Origin of the sequence: Caballeronia sp. M1242 (genome assembly GCF_017220215.1) — a bacterium.
GTDB lineage: Bacteria > Pseudomonadota > Gammaproteobacteria > Burkholderiales > Burkholderiaceae > Caballeronia.
In genome coordinates this window covers 914,932-931,982 of sequence record NZ_CP071129.1, presented here as the reverse complement: position 1 = coordinate 931,982, position 17,051 = coordinate 914,932, and the positions used below count along the sequence as shown (strand labels likewise).

Sequence of the window (17,051 nt, the reverse complement as noted above, 5' to 3'; positions counted from 1 at the left end):
CTCTAAGCCTCGCGCATGAATCCCTCCCGCATATTTATTCTGCGACCGGTCGGCACGGCGCTGCTGATGGCGGCGATCATGCTCGTCGGTCTCGTCGCGCTGCGCTTTCTGCCGCTGTCCGCGCTGCCCGCCGTCGACTATCCGACGATTCAGGTTCAGACCTTCTACCCCGGCGCGTCGCCGGACGTGATGACGTCTAGCGTCACCGCGCCGCTCGAAAAGCAGTTCGGGCAGATGGCGAGCCTGAACCAGATGTCGTCGCAGAGTTCGGCGGGGGCATCGGTCATCACGTTGCAGTTCAGCCTCGACTTGCCGCTCGATATCGCGGAACAGGAAGTGCAGGCCGCCATCAATGCGGCGGGCAATCTGCTGCCGTCCGACCTCCCCGCCCCGCCGATCTACGCGAAAGTGAATCCCGCCGACGCGCCGATCATGACGCTCGCGATCAGTTCGAAGACGCTGCCGCTCACGCAGGTGCAGGATCTCGCGGACACGCGACTCGGGCAGAAGATCTCGCAGGTCGCGGGCGTGGGCCTCGTGTCGGTGAGCGGCGGCAACCGGCCGGCCGTGCGCATTCAGGCCAATACGCGCGCGCTCGCCTCGTACGGGCTCAATATCGACGATCTGCGCACCACGATCTCGAACCTCAACGTCAACACGCCGAAGGGCAATTTCGACGGCCCGACGCGCGCCTACACCATCAACGCGAACGATCAGCTCACCGACGCGAACGCGTACAAGAGCGCGGTCGTCGCGTACCGCAACGGCCGGCCGGTGATGCTGACGGACGTCGCGACCATCGTGCAGGGACCGGAGAACACGAAGCTCGGCGCGTGGGTCGATTCGACGCCCGCCATCATCCTGAACGTGCAGCGGCAGCCGGGCGCGAACGTCATTCAGGTGGTGGACGGCATCAAGAAGCTGCTGCCGCAGTTGCAGCAGTCGCTGCCGGCCGCGCTCGACGTGCGCGTGGTCACCGACCGCACCACGACCATCCGCGCCTCCGTGCGCGACGTGCAGTTCGAGCTGGCGCTGTCCGTCGTGCTGGTCGTGCTCGTCATCTATCTCTTCCTCGCGAACGTCTACGCGACCATCATTCCGAGCTTGTCGGTGCCGCTCTCGCTCGTCGGCACGCTCGCGGTCATGTACCTGTGCGGCTTCTCGCTCGACAACCTTTCGCTGATGGCGCTCACCATCGCGACGGGCTTCGTCGTGGACGACGCCATCGTGATGATCGAAAACATCGCGCGTTACGTGGAGGAAGGCGAATCTCCGCTCGAAGCGGCGCTGAAAGGCTCGAGGCAGATCGGCTTCACGATCATTTCGCTCACCGTGTCGCTCATCGCTGTGCTGATTCCGCTGCTCTTCATGGGCGACGTCGTCGGGCGGCTCTTCCATGAATTCGCGATTACGCTCGCGGTGACCATCGTGATTTCGGCGATCGTGTCGCTCACGTTGGTGCCGATGATGTGCGCCAAACTGCTGCGCCATACGCCGCCGAAGGACAGCAAGCGGTTCGAGGCGCGCGCGCATCAGTTCATCGATTACGTCATCGGCCGCTATGCGGTGGCGCTCGAATGGGTGCTCGACCGGCAACGTTCGACGCTCGTGGTCGCGCTGCTCACGCTCGTGCTGACCGGCGTGCTGTACGTGTACATTCCGAAGGGCTTCTTCCCGACGCAGGACACGGGCGTGATTCAGGCGATCACGCAGGCGCCGCAGGCCGCGTCGTATCAGGCGGTCGCGGAGCAGCAGCAGGCGCTCGCGGCGAAGATTCTGCAGAACCCGGACGTCGAGAGTCTCACCTCGTTCATCGGCGTGGACGGCACGAACATCACGCTCAACAGCGGCCGCATGCTGATCAATCTGAAGCCGCGCGACGACCGCAGCAATACGTCGAGCGAAATCATCCGCTCCATTCAGAACGAAGTTGCGGACATTCCGAGCATCAAGCTCTACATGCAGCCGGTGCAGGATTTGACGATCGACTCCACGGTCAGCCCGACGCAGTATCAGTTCATGCTGACGGACCCGAATCCTTCCGAGTTCGCGCAATGGGTGCCGAAGCTTGTCGACCGGCTGCAACATACGTCGATTCTCACGGACGTCGCGACCGATCTTCAGCAGAATGGGCAATCGGTGTACGTGGAGATCGACCGCGAAACGGCGGCGCGCTTCGGCATCACGCCCGCGACCGTGGACAACGCGCTCTACGACGCGTTCGGCCAGCGCATCATCTCGACCATCTTCACGCAGTCGAACCAGTACCGCGTGATTCTGGAAAGCGAGCCGACGGACGCGCACTACAGCGAGACGCTCAACGGCATCTATCTGCCCTCTTCCACCGCGACGAACGGACAGGTGCCGCTCTCGGCCATCGCCAAGTTCCACGAACGCGCCGCGCCTTTGCTCGTCACGCACCTCGGGCAGTTTCCGGCGACCACCGTCTCGTTCAATCTCGCGAAGGGCGCGTCGCTCGGCGCGGCGGTGAAGGCGATCGAAGAAGCGAAGAACGAGATCGGCTTGCCGGCGTCGTTTCAGATCCGCTATCAGGGCGCGGCGCTCGCGTTCCAGGCGTCGCTCTCGAACGAACTGTTCCTGATTCTCGCGGCCATCGTCACGATGTATATCGTGCTCGGCGTGCTGTACGAGAGCTTCATCCATCCGATCACCATTCTCTCGACGCTGCCTTCAGCAGGCGTCGGCGCGCTGCTCTCGCTGATGATCACCGGGCACGATCTGGACATCATCGGGATCATCGGCATCGTGCTTCTGATCGGCATCGTGAAGAAGAACGCGATCATGATGATCGACTTCGCGCTCGAAGCCGAACGCGAGCAAGGCAAGCCGCCGCGCGAGGCCATCTTTCAGGCGTGTCTGTTGCGCTTCCGCCCGATTCTGATGACGACGATGGCCGCGCTGCTCGGCGCCCTGCCGCTGATGCTCGGCTGGGGCGCGGGTTCCGAGCTGCGGCATCCGCTCGGCATCGCGATTGTCGGCGGGTTGATCGTGTCCCAGTTGCTCACGCTCTTCACGACGCCCGTGATCTACCTCGGCTTCGATTCGCTCGGACGAAAGCTGCGCGCGCGCTTCGGAGGCGACGGCATGAGCGCGGCGCGTGCGGCCGGCGACGTGGAGTAACGCATGAACCTGTCGCGCCTTTTCATCGACCGGCCGGTGGCGACGACGCTGCTCGCCGTCGGCATCGCGCTCGCCGGCATGTTCGCGTTCGTCAAGCTACCGGTCGCGCCGCTGCCGCAGGTCGATTTCCCGACCATCTCCGTGCAGGCGTCGTTGCCGGGCGCGAGCCCGGAGACCGTGGCGACGAGCGTGGCGAGTCCGCTGGAGCGGCATCTCGGCAGCATCGCGGACGTGAGCGAAATGACGTCGATGAGTTCGGTCGGCAGCACGCGCATCACGCTGCAATTCGGCCTGAATCGCGATATCGACGGCGCCGCCCGCGACGTGCAGGCCGCGATCAACGCCGCGCGCGCCGACCTGCCGACTTCGCTGCGCAGCAATCCGACGTACCACAAGGTCAATCCCGCCGACGCGCCGATTCTCGTGCTCGCGCTGTCGTCGCCCACGCGCACGGCGGGCTCGCTGTACGATTCCGCCGCGACCGTGTTGCAGCAGACGCTTTCGACGGTGCCGGGCGTCGGCGAAGTCGACGTGAGCGGGTCGGCAAATCCGGCGGTGCGCGTGGAACTGGAGCCAGGGGCGCTGTTCCATTACGGCATCGGGCTGGAGGACGTGCGGGCGGCGCTCGCGTCGGCGAACGCGAACAGCCCGAAAGGCGCGATCGAGTTTCAGGGCACGCACGTCCAGCTCTACACCAACGATCAGGCGAGCAAGGCCGCGCAGTACAAGGACCTCGTGATCGCGTATCGCAACGGCTCGGCAGTGAAGCTCTCGGATGTCGGCGAAGTGGTCGATTCCGTCGAGGACCTGCGCAATCTCGGCCTCATCAACAACAAGCACGCGGTACTCGTCATTCTGTACCGGCAGCCCGGCGCGAACATCATCGAGACGATCGATCGCGTGAAGGCGATGGTGCCGCAATTGCAGGCCGCCCTGCCCGCCGACGTCGAAATCACGCCGACGGCGGACCGCTCGACCACCATCCGTTCGTCGCTGCACGACACGGAGCTCACGCTCGTGATCGCGGTCGCGCTCGTCGTGATGGTCGTGTTCCTGTTCCTGCGCAACTGGCGCGCGACGCTGATTCCGAGCGTCGCGGTGCCGATCTCGATCATCGGCACGTTCGCGGCGATGTACCTGCTCGGTTTCTCGCTCGACAATCTCTCGCTGATGGCGCTGACCATCGCGACGGGCTTCGTGGTAGACGACGCGATCGTCGTGCTCGAAAACATCGCGCGTCATGTCGAAAAGGGCGTGCCGCGCATGCAGGCCGCGATCATCGGCGCGCGGGAGGTCGGCTTCACTGTGCTGTCCATCAGCGTGTCGCTCGTCGCCGTGTTCCTGCCCATCTTGCTGATGGGCGGCATCGTCGGGAGGCTGTTCCGCGAATTCGCGCTGACGCTCTCGCTCGCCATCGCGGTGTCGCTCGTCGTGTCGCTCACCGTCACACCGATGATGTGCTCGCGCCTGCTCGAAGAACCCCGCGAAAAGCGCGAGGAAGGACGCGTCGCGCGCTGGCTCGAACGGCAATTCGAGCGCATGCAGCGCGGTTACGCGCGCACGCTCGGCTGGGCGCTCGGGCATCCGCGCACCATCCTGCTGATTCTGCTCGCGACCATCGGACTCAACTTCTATCTGTACGTGATCGTGCCGAAGGGCTTTTTCCCGCAGCAGGACACGGGGCGCATCATCGGCGGCATACAGGCGGACCAGAGCACGTCGTTTCAGGCGATGAAGGTCAAGTTCTCCGAGATGATGCGCATTGTCGAAGCCGATCCCGCCGTGGATAGCGTCGCGGGTTTTACGGGCGGACGCTCGACCAATTCGGGCTTCATGTTCATCTCGCTCAAGCCGAAAAGCGAGCGCAAGATTTCGGCGGATCAGGTCATCAACCGCCTGCGCCGCCCGCTCGCCAATGTCGCGGGCGCGCGCACGTTCCTTCAGGCGGTGCAGGACATTCGCGTGGGCGGCCGGCAGTCGAACGCGCAGTATCAGTTCACGCTGCTCTCGGACACGACCTCCGACCTGTACACATGGGCGCCGAAGATCACCGAGGCGCTGCAACACCGCCCCGAGCTGACCGACGTGAATTCGGATCAGCAACAAGGCGGCCTCGAAGCGATGGTGACGTTCGACCGCGCGACCGCCGCGCGCCTGAACATCAAGCCCGCGCAGATCGACAACACGCTCTACGACGCCTTCGGCCAGCGGCAGGTCTCGACCATCTATAACGCGTTGTCGCAGTATCACGTGGTAATGGAAGTCGCGCCGAAGTACTGGCAAGACCCGGAAATGCTGAAGCAGATCTACATCAGCACATCGGGCGGCACGGCGAGCGGCGCGGCATCGACCAATTCCACGACCACATCGAGCGCGACGAGCACGGCATCCACATCCGCGACGGGTTCGACCGGCGCGGGCGGCTCGTCCACCAGCACGAGCGACACCACCGCCGCGCTCGCGCTCGAATCCGTGCGCAATTCCGCGACCAACGCTATCGCGGCGAGCGGCAAGTCGGGATCGTCGTCGGGCGCGGCGGTGTCCACGTCGAAGGAAACGATGGTCCCGCTCTCTTCCATCGCGAAGTTCGGGCCGGGCAACACGCCGCTTTCGGTGAATCACCAGAGCCAGTTCGTCGCCTCGACCATTTCGTTCAACTTGCCGCCGGGCAAGTCGCTCTCGGCCGCCACCGCCGCGATCTACGAAACGATGGCCGAACTGGGCGTGCCGCCGACCGTTCACGGCAGCTTTCAGGGCACGGCGCAGGCCTTCCAGCAATCGCTCAACGATCAGCCGCTTCTCATTCTCGCGGCGCTTGCGGCGGTGTATATCGTGCTCGGCATCCTGTACGAGAGCTACATCCACCCGATCACGATTCTCTCGACGCTGCCGTCGGCCGGCATCGGCGCGCTCCTCGCGCTGCTGCTCTTTCACACGGAGTTCAGCATCATCGCGCTGATCGCGGTCATTCTGCTCATCGGCATCGTGAAGAAGAACGCGATCATGATGGTGGACTTCGCGATCGAAGCGACGCGCCACGGCGCGAAGACCTCGCGCGATGCCATCGAGGAAGCGTGCCTGCTGCGCTTTCGCCCGATCATGATGACGACCGCCGCCGCGCTGCTCGGCGCGCTGCCGCTCGCGTTCGGCACCGGCGAAGGCTCGGAGATGCGCGCGCCGCTCGGCATTGCGATTGTCGGCGGCCTGATCGTGAGTCAGATGCTGACGCTCTACACCACGCCTGTCGTCTATCTGTACATGGACCGCATCCGCGTGCGCGGGGAAGCGCGGCGGGCGCGTCGCAAGGGCGGCGGGAGTCCTGCAAGCGCGGTCGAATGACGTTACGCTGGCATGGGCCGCGAAAATGGCCTACGGTGTTCTGACCGTCCACGCAAGGAGCGTCTCGAATGAAGGCGATGAAAGTCCTGCTGATCGGCGCGCACGGCCGCACGGGCCGCCATGTCGCGCGGCGTTTGCATGAAGAAGGCATTCCGTTTCGCGCGCTGTTGCGCAAGTCTGCGCACAAGAGCGAGTTCGCGGCGCTCGGCGCGGAGATCGTGCTCGGCGACCTGACGCACGACTTCTCGCATGCGCTGGACGACATCACGCACGTCGTCTATGCGGCGGGTTCGGCGGAATCGGAAGGCGTGAGCGAGGAACGCGATATCGACCGCGACGCCGTCATGCGCACCGCCGATTACGCGAAGCGCCGGCGCGTGCGGCAACTTGTCGTGGTGAGCGCGTTGTCCGCGTATCAGCCGCAGCGCAGTCCGCTCGCGCTGCGCCACTATTCGCGCATGAAGCGCGAAGCCGACGATTACGTCGCCCGACGCGGCGTGCCGTACGCGATCCTGCGGCCGGGCCCGCTTTCGGATGCGCCGGGGCGCGGGACGATCGCGCTCGCCGACGAACGCGTCGAACAGATGCCGGCGGTGTCGCGCGAAGACGTCGCGGAAGTCGCGATGCGCTGCCTGCTGCTCGGCGTGACGAATCGCACGATCGGCTTCGTCGGCGGCGACGTGCCTATCGACGATGCGCTCGATGCGCCCGCTGCCGCTACGGCGTAAGCGCCTTCAGTTCGCGCCGACCAGACGATATCCGACGCCCGTTTCGGTGACGATATGCTCCGGCTGCGCGGCGTCGCGTTCGAGCTTCTGCCGCAGATGCGCCATGTAGATGCGCAGGTAATGCGGACTCTCGACATGCGACGGCCCCCACACTTCGCGCAGCAAATGCCTGTGCGTCAGCACGCGCCCCGCGTCGCGCACGAGCGTCGCGAGCAGGCGATATTCGATCGGCGTCAGATGCACGCTTTCGCCGTTTCGCGTGACGCGGCGTAGCGCGAGATCGACCGTGACGTCGCCGAAGCTCACCACGGGCGTTTCGCTCGCCGCCGTCTGATTGCGCCGCCGCAGATGCGCGCGGATACGCGCCATCAGTTCGGAGACGCCGAAGGGCTTGGTCAGATAATCGTCCGCGCCGGCATCGAGCGCGGCGACTTTCTCCTCTTCCTGCGTGCGCGCCGAGAGCACGATCACCGGCACTTCGGTCCAGCTTCGCAATTCGCGGATCACGTCGATGCCGTCCGTGTCCGGCAGGCCGAGATCGACGATCACGAGATCCGGCTTGCGCGTGGCCGCCGCGACCAGTCCTTGCTGGCCGGTTTCGGCTTCGAACACGGTCATCTGCTGCGCTTCGAGCGACACGCGCACGAAGCGCCGGATCTGCTTTTCGTCTTCGATCAGGACGACAGTGAAGGACGGCTCGCTCATCGCTTGTTATCGGTTATGGAGTCGAGCCGGCCGCGCGGCGTCGTCGCGCTCAAGGCAAAAGTATCGTCGAGCCGGTCGTCTTGCGCGCTTCGAGTTCTTCGTGCGCGCGCGCCGCGTCCGCGAGCGGATAGCGCTGCCGCACGTTGGTCTTCACCTTGCCCGACGACACGACGTCGAACAGTTCGGCGGCCATCGTGTCGAGATCGCTGCGTTTCGCGATATAGCTGAAGAGCGTCGGACGCGTGAAGAAGAGCGAGCCGCGCCCGGCGAGTTCCGACGAATCGATCGGCGGCAGCGGCCCCGACGAATTGCCGAAGCTCACGAAAAGACCGAGCGGCGCGAGGCAATCGAGCGAGCCCACATAGGTGTCCTTGCCGATCGAATCGTAGACCACGGGCACGCCCGCGCCGTTCGTGATCTCGCGCACGCGTTGCGTGAAGTTCTCGCGCGTATAGACGATCGCGTGATCGCAGCCGTGCTCTTTCGCCAGCGCCGCCTTTTCGTCCGATCCGACCGTGCCGATGACCGTCGCGCCGAGCGCCTTCGCCCACTGGCACGCGAGCATGCCGACGCCGCCCGCCGCCGCGTGAATCAGCACGGTGTCGCCCGCCTTCACGCGGTACGTGCGGCGCAGCAGATACTGCGCCGTCAGCCCTTGCAGCATGATGGACGCGGCATCCTCATAGCCGATCGCATCCGGAAGCTTGACGACGTAATCCGCCGCCATCACGCGTTCTTCCGCATACGCGCCCGGCGGACGCGACGCATACGCCACGCGGTCGCCCGGCATGAACTGCGTGACGCCCTCGCCTACCGCGGTCACCTCGCCCGCGCCTTCCATGCCGAGGCCGCCGGGCAGCGGCATCGGATAGAGGCCGGTGCGGAAATACACGTCGATGAAGTTGAGCCCTACCGCATGATGCTTCACGCGGATCTCGCCCTTGCCCGGCTCGCCCACGTTCACATCGACCCATTTCATGACTTCCGGGCCGCCGGTTTTGTCGAATCGGATTGCCTTGGTCATCGCTCGAACGTCTCCTTCGTTTCGTGGATGCTTCAGCGCGCCTTCACCAGCCGGGCGCGCAACTCGTCGAGAATCATGCGCGCGGTCGACACGTTGGTCGCGCACGGCACGTTGTGCACGTCGCAGGCGCGCACCAGCGCGTTGATGTCGGGCTCGTGCGGCTGCGGCGTCATCGGATCGCGCAGAAAGATCACGACGCCGACGCGCCCTTCCGCCAGTTCCCCGCCGATCTGCAAGTCGCCGCCATGCGGGCCGGACAGCTTGCGCTCGACGTCCAGCCCGTGCGCCGCTGCGATGCGCGCGCCCGTGGTGCCGGTCGCGACCAGCTGGCATCGCGCCAAAGTGTCGACATACTCGCCCGCGAGCGCGACGATGTCGTCCTTTTTCATGTCGTGCGCAATCAGCGCGACGCGTGTGCTCATGTGCTGCCTTCTCCCCTCTTTTGGTGTCGCCGGTCAGTAGGTGCCAGGATAAGCGCCGCCGTCGATCAATATGTTCTGGCCGATGATATAGCCAGCATGCACGCTGCACAGGAACGCGCAGGTTCTGCCGAACTCGTCCGGATTGCCGAAGCGCCCGGCCGGAAGGCTCTGCGCGCGACGCGCACGCGCCTCTTCGATGGAGATGTTTTGCGCTTTGGCTTGCGCCTCGAAGGTGACGGCGACGCGGTCCGTATCGAACGTGCCCGGCAGCAGATTGTTGATGGTGACGCCGGTGGCCGCCACCTTACGCGCCACGCCCGCGACGAAGCCCGTGAGCCCCGAGCGCGCGCCGTTCGACAGACCGAGCACGTCGATAGGCGCCTTCACCGACGAACTCGTGATATTGACGATGCGCCCGAAGCCGCGATCGATCATGCCGTCGATCGTCCGCTTGATGAGCTCGATCGGCGTCAGCATGTTCGCTTCGAGCGCCTTGATCCACATGTCATGCGTGAAGTTGCGGAAGTCGCCCGGGGGCGGGCCGCCCGCGTTGTTCACCAGAATGTCCGGCTGAGGACAGGCCGCGAGCGCGGCGTTGTGGCCTTCGGGCGTCGTGATGTCGCACGCGACGGCCTGCACGTTGACGCCGTATTGCGCGCGGATGCTCGCCGCCGTCGCTTCGAGCGTCTCGGCCGTGCGCGCCGTGATGACGAGATTCACGCCCTCGGCGGCCAGCGCCTCCGCGCAGCCGCGCCCGAGTCCCTTGCTCGCGGCGCACACGAGCGCAGTGCGCCCTGCGATTCCCATATCCATCGTCCGTCCTCCATGTTCGTCGTTTAGTGTTCGAATCGGTCTGAAGCGTGGCAGCGTGGCATCGTTGCACGCGTCGAAACCCTCTCGCGCATTCTAGAAGAATCGGGGCGGCAACGTCGGCGCTCGCATGGGCGCGGCGCGGGCGATTATTCTTAGGTCATGGCGGCCTTTTCGGTAAACTGTCGCCACTGTCGGCCCGGCGCTCTCTGAAGCGCGCCGCGCGCGACCGCCCACGGCAGGACCATCACCCGAGCAGGACGCGCACTGCGCGAGACCCATGAAACAAGACAGCCGCTTTCCCAACCTCTTCATCCTCAATCACCCGCTGATCCAGCACAAGCTCACGCACATGCGGGACAAGGACACGTCGACGCGCACGTTCCGCGAGTTGCTGCGGGAAATCACGCTGCTGATGGGCTATGAAATCACGCGCAACCTGCCGTTGACGACCAAGCGCGTGGAAACGCCGCTCGTCGAAATCGACGCGCCGGTGATCGCCGGCAAGAAGCTCGCGATCGTGCCGGTGCTGCGCGCGGGCATCGGCATGTCGGACGGCCTGCTCGACCTCGTGCCGTCGGCGCGCGTCGGGCATATCGGCGTGTATCGCGCGGACGATCATCGGCCGGTGGAGTATCTCGTGCGCCTGCCGCCCGATCTGGAAGAGCGCGTCTTCATTCTCTGCGATCCGATGGTCGCGACCGGCTACTCCGCCGTGCACGCCGTCGACGTGATGAAGCGGCGCAACGTGCAGGACGAGAACATCATCTTCGTGGCGCTGGTCGCCGCGCCCGAGGGCGTGAAGGTGTTTCAGGACGCGCACCCGAACGTGAAGCTCTACGTGGCGTCGCTGGACTCGCATCTGAACGAGCATGCGTATATCGTCCCCGGTCTCGGCGATGCCGGCGATCGCCTCTTCGGCACCAGGAACTGACCGCCCGTCCGCTTTTGCCGCCCGACCGCCGCCCGACCGCCGCGCCCTCGCGCGGCGGTTTCGTTTTCACGGCGGGCCGGCGCGCACGCCCGCTGTCCGGGCTTTGCGCCATGCTAAAATTTTGGTCTGTTTCCCATTCGGAATCGACGCGCGTTCGAGCATCGCGCCGCGTCGCCGGACGGACCCGGCAGCCGCTTTGAAGCACTCAGCGAGGCAGCGCGCAGGCCGGTCGATAATCACGCAACACAGCACACTAGGCGCACGAATTCACGCGGCGCGCGACGGAGAAAGGTAATGGCGGGTCATTCGAAATGGGCCAACATCAAGCATAAGAAAGCAGCGGCCGACGCGAAGAAAGGCAAGATCTGGACGCGCCTCATCAAGGAAATCCAGGTCGCGGCCCGCATGGGCGGCGGCGACATCGACTCGAATCCGCGCCTGCGGCTCGCCGTCGACAAGGCCTACGACGCGAACATGCCGAAGGACAACGTCAATCGCGCGATCCAGCGCGGCGTCGGCGGCGTCGATGGCGCGAACTACGAAGAAATCCGCTACGAAGGCTACGGCATCGGCGGCGCGGCGATCATCGTCGACACCATGACGGACAACCGCACGCGCACGGTCGCGGAAGTGCGCCACGCATTCTCGAAGTTCGGCGGCAACATGGGCACGGACGGCTCGGTGTCGTTCATGTTCGACCACGTCGGCCAGTTCCTGTTCGCGCCGGGCACGCCCGAAGACAAGCTGATGGACGCCGCGCTCGAAGCCGGCGCCGACGACGTCGTGACGAACGAAGACGGCAGTATCGAGGTGCTCTGCCCGCCGAACGATTTCCAGAAGGTGAAGGACGCGCTCGAAGCCGCGGGCTTCAAGGCCGAACTCGCCGAAGTGACGATGAAGCCGCAGACGGAAGTCGAGTTCAGCGGCGATGACGCAGTGAAGATGCAAAAGCTGCTCGACGCGCTCGAAAATCTCGACGACGTGCAGGAAGTCTATACGAACGCCGCAATTAACGACGAGTAACGAGGAGCACGCAGCCGCCGCGCTGGGTGGTTTAGCCGCGCCACGACTGGAACGGCTTTCGCTTTGCTTCGACGATTGGAAGGCGCGTGACGCAGCCGATGTCCGCGCGAGCCGCCTTTCGACCGCTCTGACTGCGCCGCAACCAGGCGCGCACGCGTGCGCGGCCACAGTTTTCATTCAAGCTTTTCGGGGATTCAAATGAAGTTACTCGTCGTCGGTTCGGGCGGTCGGGAACATGCACTGGCATGGAAGCTCGCGCAGTCGCCGCGCGTGCAGATCGTCTACGTGGCGCCCGGCAACGGCGGCACCGCGCAGGACGAGCGCCTGCGCAACGTCGATATCACGGACCCGGCCGCGCTCGCCGATTTCGTCGAGAAGGAGCACGTTTCGCTGACCGTCGTCGGTCCGGAAACGCCGCTCGCGGCGGGCATCGTGAATCTGTTCCGCTCGCGCGGGCTGAAGATCTTCGGGCCGACGAAGGAAGCCGCGCAGCTCGAAAGCTCGAAGGACTTCGCGAAGGCGTTCATGAAGCGCCACAACATTCCGACTGCCGAATACGAGACCTTCACGGACGCCGCCGCCGCGCACGCGTACATCGACGCGAAAGGCGCGCCGATCGTCGTGAAAGCGGACGGACTCGCCGCCGGCAAGGGCGTGGTCGTCGCGATGAGCGCCGAAGAAGCGCATGCCGCCGTCGATTCCATGCTTGCCGACAACCAGTTCGGCGATGCAGGCGCGCGCGTGGTCATCGAAGAATTCCTGACCGGCGAGGAAGCGAGCTTCATCGTGATGGTGGACGGCAAGCACGTGCTGCCGCTCGCCTCCAGCCAGGACCACAAGCGCCTGCTCGACGGCGACAAGGGCCCGAACACCGGCGGCATGGGCGCGTATTCGCCCGCCCCTATCGTCACGCCGCAACTGCACGCCCGCGTGATGCGCGAAATCATCCTGCCGACGGTGCGCGGCATGGAAAACGAAGGCATCCGCTATACCGGCTTTCTGTACGCGGGCCTGATGATCGACGCGAACGGCAATCCGAAGACCCTCGAATTCAACTGCCGAATGGGCGATCCGGAAACGCAGCCGATCATGGCGCGCCTGAAGGGCGATTTCTCGAAGGTCGTGGAAATGGCCATCGACGGCAAGCTCGACGGCGCGGAACTGGAATGGGATCGCCGCACCGCGCTCGGCGTCGTGCTGGCCGCGCACAACTACCCGGACGCGCCGCGCAAGGGCGACCGCATCAACGGCATTCCGGCCGAAACGGACAACGCCGTGACGTTCCACGCGGGCACGACGCTGGCTGACGGCAAGCTGACGACCTCGGGCGGACGCGTGCTGTGCGTCGTCGGGCTGGCGGATTCGGTGCGCGGCGCGCAATCCGTGGTCTACGATACAGTGAATCAGATCTCGTTCGACGGCATGCAGTATCGCCGGGACATCGGTTACCGGGCGGTGAGCCGCAAACAGGCCGACCGCCACGGCTGACGCGGAATTTCCGCTTCGCCGAACCCGCGCTGCCGGACCTCGCGTCCGGCAGCGCGTTTTGCAGAGAACCACGACTTACGCGCCAGCCGGCTGGCGCAGTGCATCCATCGATGAGTGAACCGAAACGCAGCGCGGACCGCGAGGCACAAAGAGACGCATCGCACGATATCGCGGCGGTGCGCGACTATCTGACCGGCCTGCAAACGCGCATCGCCGACACGCTCGGCGCGTTCGACGGCACGCCCTTCGCCACCGACGCCTGGACCCGCGAGCCGGGCGCGCATCTGCGCGGCGGCGGCGTGACGCGCATTCTCGAAGGCGGCGGATTTTTCGAGCGCGCCGGCATCGGTTTCTCGGACGTCGCGGGCGACACCCTGCCGCCATCGGCCAGCGCGGCGCGTCCGCAACTCGCGGGGCGCGGCTTCGAGGCGCTCGGCGTGTCGCTTGTCATGCATCCGCGCAATCCGCACTGCCCGACCGTGCACATGAACGTGCGCATGCTCACAGCCGTGAAACCCGGCGAAGCGCCGATCTTCTGGTTCGGCGGCGGCATGGACCTCACGCCGATCTACGGCTATGAGGAAGACGCGGTGCATTTCCATGGCGTATGTCGCGAAGCATTGCAACCGTTCGGCGCGGACTTGTACCCGCGTTTCAAGACGTGGTGCGACGAGTATTTCTACCTGAAGCATCGGAACGAACAGCGGGGCATCGGCGGGATCTTCTTCGATGATTTCTCCGAGCCCGGCTTCGAGCGTTCGTTCGCGATGATGCGAAGCGTCGGCGACGCATTTCTGGACGCGTATCTGCCGATCATCGAGCGGCGGCGCGACACGCCGTACAGCGAGCGCGAGCGCGAGTTTCAGGCGTACCGGCGCGGGCGCTACGTCGAATTCAACCTCGTCTTCGATCGCGGCACGCATTTCGGTCTGCAAAGCGGCGGCCGCACCGAGTCGATTCTTATGTCGATGCCGCCGGTCGCGAACTGGCGCTACGACTGGCAACCGGAACCCGGCACGCCGGAAGCGCGGCTGTACCGGGACTTTCTGGTGCGCCGCGAATGGCTGTGATCTTAGCCGCCACTCCGGGCGCGCCGTGCGAGAAGCGCGTCGGCCTGCTCGGCGGCACGTTCGATCCGATTCACAACGGACATCTCGCGCTCGCCCGGCGCTTCGCCGCGCTGTTGCAGCTGACCGAGCTCGTGCTGCTGCCGGCCGGCCAGCCGTGGCAGAAGGCGGGCGTATCGGCGCCGCATCATCGGCTGGCGATGACGCGCGCGGCGGCGCAATCGCTCGATCTCGGCGGCGCGAAAATTACCGTCGCGACCGATGAAATCGAGCGCGATGGCCCCACTTACACCGTCGACACGCTCGCTCAGTGGCGCGAGCGCGAAGGCCCGGAGGCGTCGCTTTCGCTTCTGATCGGCGCTGATCAGCTCGTGAAGCTCGACTCATGGCACGACTGGAAGCGGCTTTTCGACTACGCGCACATTTGCGTCGAGGCGCGGCCGGGCTTCGATATGAGCTTGCTGCCTGATGAAGTGGCGCGGGAAGTCGCCGCGCGCAGCGCGCCGGCGGACGTGCTAACCGCGAGTCCGCACGGCCATGTGCTGATCGACGAATCGCTTTCCCTCGACGTCTCCGCCACGGCGATCCGCGAGCACGCTCGCGCGCAAGACGGCACGCGCGAACTGCGCGCTCAGGTCCCATCCGCCGTATGGGACTATATTGTTCAACATCACCTGTACCGGACACGGTAAAGACACAGCAACCATGGAACTTCAAAAGCTGCAACGCGCGATCATCGACGGTCTGGAAGACGTCAAGGCGCAAGACATCAAGGTGTTCAACACGAGCCACCTGACGTCGCTGTTCGACCGCGTGGTCGTGGCGAGCGGGACGTCGAACCGGCAGACCAAGGCGCTTGCCAACAGCGTGCGCGAAAAGGTCAAGGAAGCGGGTGGCGACATCATCAGCACGGAAGGCGAAGAGATCGGCGAATGGGTGCTGGTCGATTGCGGCGACGCGGTCGTTCATATCCTGCAACCGGCGCTGCGCCAGTACTACAACCTCGAGGAAGTCTGGGGCGACAAGCCCGTGCGCGTGAAGCTGCAGAAGCCGAACATGTTCGGCGGCGCGAGCGTCACCGACGACGAAGACGAGGAAGAAGACGAGGCAGACGATAAGCCGGCGGTGAAACGCCCGGCGCGCAAGACCGCGCGCAAGCAGGCCTGAAGGCTCGCGCATTCATGAAGCTCTATATCCTGGCCGTCGGACACAAGATGCCCGACTGGATCGGAACCGGCTTCGACGAGTACGCGAAGCGCATGCCGCCCGAGCTGCGCATCGAACTCAAGGAAATCAAGCCCGAGCAACGCTCGTCCGGACGCAATGCCGAGAGCGTGATGACTGCCGAGCGGCAGCGAATTGAAGCCGCCTTGCCGAAGAACGCGCGCGTCGTCGCGCTCGACGAACGCGGCCGCGACTGGACCACGATGCAACTCGCGAACGCCCTGCCCGGCTGGCAGCAGGACGGGCGCGATGTCGCGTTTGTGATCGGCGGCGCGGACGGCCTCGCGCCCGAAGTGAAGGCCCGCGCCGAACTGATGTTGCGCGTCTCCAGCTTAACGCTGCCTCACGGCATGGTTCGCGTGCTGCTGGCCGAACAGCTTTACCGCGCGTGGAGCATCACGCAGAATCACCCCTACCATCGCGCGTGAGTCGTTGGGCTCTTTGACTCGGGCTTCCCGTCGTGTCGACGATTTGTGCGGTCCGACCGCGCGCGCAATTCTTCGAGACCTTTTCGCCGATGTCCGCTCACTCCTCCGCTTACCCCTTCGTTTATCTCGCCTCGCAAAGCCCGCGCCGTCAGGAGTTGCTTCGGCAACTGGGCGTTCAATACGAACTGCTGCTGCCGCGCCCCGATGAAGACGCCGAAGCACTCGAAGCCGAACTTCCGGGCGAAGCCGCGGACGCGTATGTCGTGCGCGTCTGCGCGCTGAAGGCGAAAGCGGCCCGCGCGCGTTTGCTTGCCGGCGGACACGCATCCGCGCCGATTCTTGTCGCCGATACAACCGTCACCATCGACGGCCTGATTCTCGGCAAGCCTTTGCATGAAGCCGATGCCGTCGCGATGCTCGAACGCCTCGCCGGTCGCGAGCACGAAGTGCTCACCGCGCTCGCCGTGGTGGATGCCGAAGGCACGCTGCTCGAAGTCGCGCTGTCGCGTTCGACGGTGCGCTTCGCCGCTGTGGACCGTGCTGCGCTGCAACGCTATGCCGCGACCGGCGAGCCGCTCGGCAAGGCGGGCGCGTATGGCATTCAGGGCCGCGCGGCGGCGTTCATCGAGCGAATCGAGGGGTCCTATTCGGGTATCATGGGTCTGCCCCTTTTCGAAACCGCAGCACTCTTGCGCGTGGCGCGCGTCGAATTCTAAAC

The 17,051-nt window shown here is 65.2% G+C and carries 15 protein-coding genes; 11 read left to right on the top strand and 4 right to left on the bottom strand.

Annotated elements, in window-relative coordinates; genetic code table 11:
* Positions 1 to 15: 15 nt before the first annotated feature.
* From JYK05_RS04300 to JYK05_RS04290, 3 genes are all read left to right on the top strand, one after another.
* Positions 16 to 3,141, top strand: coding sequence for an MdtB/MuxB family multidrug efflux RND transporter permease subunit (locus JYK05_RS04300; RefSeq protein ID WP_206467889.1), 3,126 nt, complete (start codon positions 16 to 18; stop codon positions 3,139 to 3,141).
* Between the two features lie 3 nt (positions 3,142 to 3,144).
* A complete protein-coding gene (locus JYK05_RS04295) occupies positions 3,145 to 6,480 on the top strand; it encodes an efflux RND transporter permease subunit (RefSeq protein WP_206467888.1) in 3,336 nt (1,111 codons plus the stop codon).
* A gap of 68 nt (positions 6,481 to 6,548) precedes the next feature.
* Positions 6,549 to 7,208, top strand: coding sequence for an SDR family oxidoreductase (locus JYK05_RS04290; RefSeq protein WP_175939933.1), 660 nt, complete (start codon positions 6,549 to 6,551; stop codon positions 7,206 to 7,208).
* 6 nt (positions 7,209 to 7,214) lie between these two features.
* Here the strand turns inward: JYK05_RS04290 and kdpE are convergent, their stop codons facing one another.
* The 4 genes from kdpE to JYK05_RS04270 are packed head-to-tail and all read right to left on the bottom strand — an operon-like array spanning position 7,215 to position 10,172.
* The gene (kdpE, locus tag JYK05_RS04285; protein ID WP_206467887.1) at positions 7,215 to 7,913 is read right to left on the bottom strand and encodes a two-component system response regulator KdpE; all 699 of its coding nucleotides are present in this window, start codon (positions 7,911 to 7,913) and stop codon (positions 7,215 to 7,217) included.
* A 49-nt stretch (positions 7,914 to 7,962) separates the two neighbouring features.
* The gene (locus JYK05_RS04280) at positions 7,963 to 8,937 is read right to left on the bottom strand and encodes a quinone oxidoreductase (protein WP_206467886.1); all 975 of its coding nucleotides are present in this window, start codon (positions 8,935 to 8,937) and stop codon (positions 7,963 to 7,965) included.
* Between the two features lie 32 nt (positions 8,938 to 8,969).
* Positions 8,970 to 9,359, bottom strand: coding sequence for a methylglyoxal synthase (locus tag JYK05_RS04275; RefSeq protein ID WP_206467885.1), 390 nt, complete (start codon positions 9,357 to 9,359; stop codon positions 8,970 to 8,972).
* Positions 9,360 to 9,392: 33 nt separating this feature from the next.
* The gene (locus JYK05_RS04270; protein WP_206467884.1) at positions 9,393 to 10,172 is read right to left on the bottom strand and encodes an SDR family oxidoreductase; all 780 of its coding nucleotides are present in this window, start codon (positions 10,170 to 10,172) and stop codon (positions 9,393 to 9,395) included.
* A gap of 277 nt (positions 10,173 to 10,449) precedes the next feature.
* Here JYK05_RS04270 and upp point away from each other — a divergent pair, with 277 nt between their 5' ends.
* The 8 genes from upp to JYK05_RS04230 all read left to right on the top strand — a co-directional run bounded on the left by upp (position 10,450) and on the right by JYK05_RS04230 (position 17,049).
* Positions 10,450 to 11,103: a uracil phosphoribosyltransferase gene (gene upp, locus JYK05_RS04265; RefSeq protein WP_206467883.1), complete on the top strand. Its 654-nt coding sequence runs from the start codon at positions 10,450 to 10,452 to the stop codon at positions 11,101 to 11,103.
* A gap of 294 nt (positions 11,104 to 11,397) precedes the next feature.
* The gene (locus JYK05_RS04260) at positions 11,398 to 12,126 is read left to right on the top strand and encodes a YebC/PmpR family DNA-binding transcriptional regulator (RefSeq protein WP_206467882.1); all 729 of its coding nucleotides are present in this window, start codon (positions 11,398 to 11,400) and stop codon (positions 12,124 to 12,126) included.
* A 198-nt stretch (positions 12,127 to 12,324) separates the two neighbouring features.
* Positions 12,325 to 13,614, top strand: a complete 1,290-nt coding sequence (gene purD / locus JYK05_RS04255; RefSeq protein WP_206467881.1) for a phosphoribosylamine--glycine ligase — start codon at positions 12,325 to 12,327, stop codon at positions 13,612 to 13,614.
* A gap of 110 nt (positions 13,615 to 13,724) precedes the next feature.
* Entirely contained in the window at positions 13,725 to 14,684 is a 960-nt protein-coding gene (gene hemF, locus JYK05_RS04250) for an oxygen-dependent coproporphyrinogen oxidase (protein WP_206467880.1), read from the top strand.
* A complete protein-coding gene (locus JYK05_RS04245) occupies positions 14,675 to 15,373 on the top strand; it encodes a nicotinate-nucleotide adenylyltransferase (protein ID WP_206467879.1) in 699 nt (232 codons plus the stop codon). The genes hemF and JYK05_RS04245 overlap by 10 nt, the downstream gene beginning before the upstream one ends.
* A 13-nt stretch (positions 15,374 to 15,386) precedes the next feature.
* A complete protein-coding gene (gene rsfS / locus JYK05_RS04240; RefSeq protein WP_206467878.1) occupies positions 15,387 to 15,848 on the top strand; it encodes a ribosome silencing factor in 462 nt (153 codons plus the stop codon).
* A 14-nt stretch (positions 15,849 to 15,862) separates the two neighbouring features.
* Positions 15,863 to 16,333, top strand: a complete 471-nt coding sequence (gene rlmH / locus JYK05_RS04235; protein ID WP_206467877.1) for a 23S rRNA (pseudouridine(1915)-N(3))-methyltransferase RlmH — start codon at positions 15,863 to 15,865, stop codon at positions 16,331 to 16,333.
* A gap of 89 nt (positions 16,334 to 16,422) precedes the next feature.
* Positions 16,423 to 17,049, top strand: coding sequence for a nucleoside triphosphate pyrophosphatase (locus JYK05_RS04230; RefSeq protein WP_206467876.1), 627 nt, complete (start codon positions 16,423 to 16,425; stop codon positions 17,047 to 17,049).
* The last annotated feature ends 2 nt before the right edge of the window (positions 17,050 to 17,051 follow it).